This window comes from Gulosibacter sediminis, from assembly GCF_014904065.1.
In the GTDB taxonomy this organism is placed as follows: Bacteria; Actinomycetota; Actinomycetes; order Actinomycetales; family Microbacteriaceae; genus Gulosibacter; species Gulosibacter sediminis.
Map to the genome: position 1 here is coordinate 14,922 of NZ_JACXJG010000003.1, position 5,591 is coordinate 20,512.

The window sequence follows — 5,591 nt, forward strand, 5'->3', positions numbered from 1 at the left end:
GGCCTCGTCGGGCATGCCGATGAGCGTCCAGACGACCGCAGTGACCAGCGCCGCGCCAAGAGCGAACCAGAACAGCCAGGCCGCGGCCTTGTCGGCGATCCGCTGGGCGCGGGAGGATGAGTTCTGCGCCTCGGCGACGAGCCGGTTGATGCCGGCCAGGGCGGTGTCGTCACCGGTGGCGGTAATCTCCACCCGCAGGCCGGAGTCGGTGGCGACGGTGCCGGCGGTGACGGTCTGGCCCTCGCCGCGAGAGACCGGGCGGGACTCGCCGGTGATCATGGACTCGTCCATGTCGGCGCGGCCGTCGACGATGGTTCCGTCGGCCGGGACGCTGCCGCCGGGGCGCACGATGACCACGTCGCCCACGTCGAGGTCGGCTGGGGCCACCTTGACGACGTTCTCGCCCTCGACGCGCTCGGCCTCGTCTGNCAGTGCCGCCAACGAGTCGAGCGCCGAGGTGGTCTGGGCCAGGGAGCGCATCTCGATCCAATGGCCCAGCAGCATGATGACGATCAGCAGCGCCAGTTCCCACCAGAATTCGAGCTCGTGATGGACGAGCCCGAGCGTGGCGGCCCAGGAGGCGAAGAAGGCCACCGTGATCGCCAGAGCGATGAGCAGCATCATCCCGGGCTTGCGGGACTTCAACTCGCTGACGGCACCGGTGAGGAAGGGCCTGCCGCCCCAGACGTACATGACGGTGCCCAGTGCCGCGGCGACCCAGCCCGCCCAGCCGGGGACCTCGTAGCCCAGCAGCATGGCGAACATCGGTGAGAGGGCAACCGCGGGGATGGCGATGACGAGGTTGATCCAAAACAGCCGGCGGAACTGGCCAACGTGGTCCCCGTGCCCGCCATGGCCGCTGTGATCTCCGTGCCCACCGTGCTGGGCATGCTCATCGTGGCCGCCGTGCTCGTCGAGGCCCGTGTGGCCTGAGTGCTGCCCGTGGTCCATGGCGTGGCCCTGATGCCCGGTGTGCTGACCCTCGCGCGTGCCGTGCGCATCCGCCGAGGCGTGCGCGGACACAGACCCGTGGTGATGCTCGCCGTGGGCGGGTGTATCGGTTTCGTGGCCGTGGTGCTGGTGTGAGTTCGGGTCCGTCATGATTCCTCTCCTCCGTCATCGAGCCAGGCCGATTGCCGCTCACCCGGTGGCCGGGCAAGCGAACGTCGGCTCAGGACGCTGGTTGGATCTCGCTCTCGACGACCCACTTGTGGTTCGTCATCTTCATGCCGTCCGTCTCGTAGTCGACCATGTAGACCGTCTCATCGGTGGACGAAGCGATGGTGGCCTTTACGCCTTCCATGCCTTCCATGTGCTCGGCGAGCAGAGTCACCTCTGTGCCGTCGGCCAGAAGCTCGTCGCCGGCATCCTCAATTTCTTCCTGCACGACCCACTTGTGATCAGTGACGGGGTCGCCGCCACCTGCGGGCGTGTAGTTCACGGAGTACGTGTACGTGTCGAATGCGCCGGAAATCGTTGCTGTAGCCCCTTCCATGCCTTCCATGTGGTCGGCCGTGAGCTGCACCTCGGTACCGACAGGGTAGGTGGGCTCACTGGCTTCGGCGATACCCTCGGGTGCCGGTCCGCCGTCCATCGGGTGCTCCATCTCCTCATCACCGCTTTCTGCGTTGTTGCCGCCGTGGCCCTGATGCTCCTCAGTAGCCGAAGGGTCGGTCTGCTGGTCGTCGTCTGCTCCGCTGGCGCAACCGGCGAGCACGAGCGCCACTCCGAGCGCTCCCGCTGCCAGTCCTGTTCGCAGTCTCCTCTGCATGTCATTTCCTTTCATCAATATGCCTACCATATACCCCTAGGGGGTACTAGTCAAGGCTTGTGTGTTGTGTCGGTATGGATCAATCGGAAGCCCCTTCTCAGAGGGTCTGCTCGTGTTGGATGGGCAATGCGGCGATGAGGGGATGGTCGAAGCCCGTCGGTCCGATCTTCGCGGCTCCTCCGGGAGAACCCAACTCGTCGAAGAACTCGACGTTGGCCTTGTAGTAGTCAGACCATTCGTCGGGCAGGTCGTCTTCGTAGTAGATGGCCTCGACGGGGCAGACCGGTTCGCAGGCTCCGCAGTCGACGCATTCGTCGGGGNTTCGTCGATGCAGGCGCGGTCCTTGACGTCCACGCAGGGAAGCGCGATCACGTAGGTCATGGCTGCTCCTCTCGGTCGGGTGCGGATCGGCGGTGAGAGCCGGTGGGAGGCTCGGGGAAGTCGTCAGTCTCTGCCGGGCCTGCGGCCGGGTGCGGGATGCGCAGGCGCAGGACGGTGGCGACGAGGCTGAGGGCGATGATGATCGCACCGAGGATCGTCATCGTCCCCGACAGGGTGAGCACCGGCACGAGCAATCCGGCGACGATGGTGGGCACGCCGAATGCCAGGTAGGCAACTGTGTAGATCACAGCCATCACGGCGGCGCGTTCCGACGATGCCGTGTGGGGCATGAGTGTGCGCAGTACCCCGAGGAACGCTGTGCCGAACCCGGAACCGACGATCGCGACCGAGGCGACATAGGCTGAGTAGGAACCGAGTGCGAGGGCGCCGATGCTCACTGCGGTGCCGAACGCCAGGGCACTGGTCGCATACAGGCTGATGGTGCGGGCGGAACGCCGCTGTAGGACGGACGAGGCGGTGACTCCGGAGATCGCCAGTGCGAAGATGACGATCCCAGCTTGGGTGTGCGTGGAGCCCCCAAGCTCACTGCCGACGAGGTCGGCTCCGAGCGCGAGGAAAAGCCCGTTGGTCGCCCACCCGGCGATGATCACGGGCACTCCGGCGGTGAACATGCGGCGCAGGTGCGGTGGCACGGTGAACCGCGGACGGAGGTCGCCACGTCGTATCCGGGTCTTCGGGGCCAGTTCCGGTGTGCTCCACACGACCGTTGCCACGATGAGGAAGGCAAGCACGAGCGACCCGAAGACGGCAGTTGTCGGTTCGGAGGTGAGATCGAGGAGAAGCGCAGCACCGAGAGCCCCGGCCCCAAGGCCAATCATCGGGCCGATCGTGTTCCACAGGGCTGCGATGTTCCGATGCGACGGGGACTCGAAGTCGATCATCATCGCCGACAGCGCCGGGATCAGCAGACCCGCTGCGAGCCCTTGCAAGGCTCGGGCGACCAGGAGCGCCGCGAGGCTACCGGCGAACCAGAACATGGCCACGCTCAGCGCCAGCGCCAAAGAACCGGCGGCCACGACCGGACGTCGGCCGACGTGGTCGGAGAGTGGTCCGAGGTAGAGCAGCGCGGCCAGGAGGGTGAAGGTGTAGACCGCGAACACGAGTGTGGTGGCGACGGGGATGAGTCCGAGCCGTTCGGCGATCTGGGGGTAGAACAAGGACGGCGCGCTGGCAGCGGCCATCATGAGAATGGTCGCTGCCAGCGAGAGCACGAAGCCCCGCCGTGGGATCTGCCTAATACAGTCTCCCGCCATCGCCTATGCCCGCACGCCGTGGAGCTGCTGCCCCCACTGGTAGACGGTGCCGACTGCGTCGATGCCAGTGACGCCGACGACGATGCCGTCGGTCTCGTGGCGGACGATGAACTCCTCACCGGCTTCCAGGTGGGCGTCTGCGCCGGCTGTGTACCCGACTCCGGAGATCATCTGACCGTAGACCATTGCCATGTAAGGGCTGCGTGGCAGGTAGGCGCCCGGATCGTCGCTAATGCCGAGGTCGTGCAATGCGGCCTGCGCGGCATGCGCACCCTGTGCGGCGGCGTCTTCCCAATGGTCGATGCGCCAGGCGCCCAGTGCCTCGTCGTGGTGCGTGGCCACACCTCCGGCTGCGTAGACGTGTTCTGCCGCGGCGCGGAGGTGATCGTCGACGTCGATACCGTTCGTCCACGGTGACGGGGCTGCGGGCGTCGTGCCGAGCGCGAGGAGAAGGAAGTCAGCCACGACGGGATTTCCGTCGTTGAGGGTGATGGTGACACCGGATTCTGTTTCGTCGACATGCTGGAGAGTGCGACCGAATCGGGCCTGCACCTTGGCGGCATGGTCGGCGGCGAGGCGCTCAGCCACGGGCGCCCCAAACGCTCCGACGCCGGGAACTGAACTGCGGGAGACCAGCGTGACCATGCGTCCGTCGGCTTGCAGAGACGAGGCTGTCTCGGCTGCGATGATTCCACCGCCGTAGATCGCTACCCGCGCGGGTCGCCCCAGTCCGGTCAGCAGCTTTCGGATGCCCAGGGCATCCTCCACGGAGTGAAGAGCGGTGACCCGCCCTTGTCCGGCGTCTTCGCCGCCGAACACGTCAGCGGGCAGGGAGCGAGGCATACTCCCGGTCGCGACGATGAGCGCGTCGTAGGAGACCTGTGCGCCGGAGGTCAGCTGGACCTGCTTCGCCGAGGTATCGACTTTGAGCACGGTGTCGGCGATGACCTCGATCTGAGGCAGCGGGAGCTTGATCATCTCCGGCGGTGTCGGACCGAACGCGATTCCCTTGATGAGCATCCGCGTATAGGGCGTCTCCCCGGTGCGGGTCACCAGCGTCACCCGGACATCGTCGCGTGAGGCGAGAGTGCGGGCGGCTGCGGCCCCGGCTGCTCCCGAGCCGAGGATGAGAACGTGCTGTGGGGTCATAGAAGAACTCCTGAACTGCTGGTCGTGATCGAACTGATGCGCCGGCGTCAGGAGCGCACGAGGCGGGCGATGGCCTCGGACGCCTCGCCGAGCCTCTGCTCGCTCACTGGTCCGCCGGCGAGTGCGGCGTCGAGGACACAATGCTTGAGGTGATCGTCGAGCAGGCCGAGGGCGACATTTTCGAGTGCCCTGGTGACTGCGGAGATCTGGGTGAGGATGTCGATGCANGCGGTCCTCGTCGACCATCCGATCGATGCCGCGGATTTGGCCTTCGAGGCGCCGCAGACGATTGCGGTACTTCGTCTTATCGCTGATGTATCCGTGGACGGACGCGTCGCCGTCGCCTCCTGCGGGGCAGGTGTCGAGGTGGGTTTCGGTGGTGGGAGTCGTAGTGGTCATGTCGGTTCGCTCCGATCAGGTGGCGGGGTGCCGCAGCGGTGCCGCGGCACCCCGCACGCTGGTGGATTACGCCATGTTGGCGGCGTACTTGGCCGGGTCCGAATCGAACGCAGGCCCACAACCAGCGCAGCAGAAGTAGTAGCGCTCATCCTCGAAGTCGCGGTAGAGGCCGGCGGCCTCGGCGGTCTTCTTGCTGACCGGGGTGCCGACCATGACCGGGCAGGTGGTCATGTCATCGGCGCCCCCGCCAAGAAGGTTCTCGCGTCCACCGTTCTCCACGGCCGGGTTGGTCTCGTTCGTGCTGCAGCAGCTGCTCATTCTCTGGTGTTCCTTCGTTATTGGATTCGTGTGGATGGGTGGGTTCTCGTACGTCACTTCGAGGCGACGCTCGTGAACCCGCGCAGGCGGAGGCTGTTGCCGACGACGAAGNGGAGAACGCCATCGCCGCACCTGCGAGCATGGGGTTGAGCATGCCGAGCGCAGCGACCGGGATCGCGGCGGTGTTGTAGGCGAATGCCCAGAACAGGTTGGTCTTGATCGTCGACAGGGTCTTCCTGGACAGGCGGATCGCGTCGACGGCGGCCCGCAGGTCACCGCGCACGAGCGTGATGTCGGAG

General features: G+C 66.2%; 5 protein-coding genes and 2 pseudogenes (1 of these 7 only partly in view). All 7 read right to left on the reverse strand.

What is annotated here, in order from left to right; all coding sequences use genetic code 11:
* Positions 1-1,101: part of an HAD-IC family P-type ATPase coding region (locus ID132_RS13325; RefSeq protein WP_413229333.1), annotated on the reverse strand (this coding region is incomplete at its 3' end). The annotated region extends 155 nt beyond the left edge of the window; the window shows 1,101 of its 1,256 annotated nt.
* Positions 1,102-1,171: 70 nt separating this feature from the next.
* Positions 1,172-1,771, reverse strand: a complete 600-nt coding sequence (locus ID132_RS01240; protein WP_006214166.1) for a YdhK family protein — start codon at positions 1,769-1,771, stop codon at positions 1,172-1,174.
* A 97-nt stretch (positions 1,772-1,868) separates the two neighbouring features.
* Positions 1,869-2,152 (reverse strand): annotated as a pseudogene (locus tag ID132_RS01245) (4Fe-4S dicluster domain-containing protein).
* Complete coding sequence (locus ID132_RS01250) at positions 2,149-3,384, reverse strand: MFS transporter (RefSeq protein ID WP_006214164.1); 1,236 nt, start codon at positions 3,382-3,384, stop codon at positions 2,149-2,151. The pseudogene ID132_RS01245 and the gene ID132_RS01250 overlap by 4 nt, the downstream one beginning before the upstream one ends.
* A gap of 45 nt (positions 3,385-3,429) precedes the next feature.
* Positions 3,430-4,575 carry an FAD-dependent oxidoreductase gene (locus ID132_RS01255; protein WP_006214163.1) on the reverse strand — a complete coding sequence of 382 codons (1,146 nt, stop codon included), beginning with the start codon at positions 4,573-4,575 and terminating at the stop codon, positions 3,430-3,432.
* A 47-nt stretch (positions 4,576-4,622) separates the two neighbouring features.
* Positions 4,623-4,974: pseudogene (locus tag ID132_RS01260) on the reverse strand (metal-sensitive transcriptional regulator).
* Between the two features lie 66 nt (positions 4,975-5,040).
* Positions 5,041-5,253 carry a hypothetical protein gene (locus tag ID132_RS01265; RefSeq protein ID WP_328743346.1) on the reverse strand — a complete coding sequence of 71 codons (213 nt, stop codon included), beginning with the start codon at positions 5,251-5,253 and terminating at the stop codon, positions 5,041-5,043.
* Between the last annotated feature and the right edge of the window lie 338 nt (positions 5,254-5,591).

Coding starts and splice junctions, on each gene's coding strand:
- ID132_RS01240 (WP_006214166.1), bottom strand. CDS start 1,771: ATGCAGAGGAGACTGCGAACAGGACTGGCAGCGGGAGCGCTCGGAGTG.
- ID132_RS01255 (WP_006214163.1), bottom strand. CDS start 4,575: ATGACCCCACAGCACGTTCTCATCCTCGGCTCGGGAGCAGCCGGGGCC.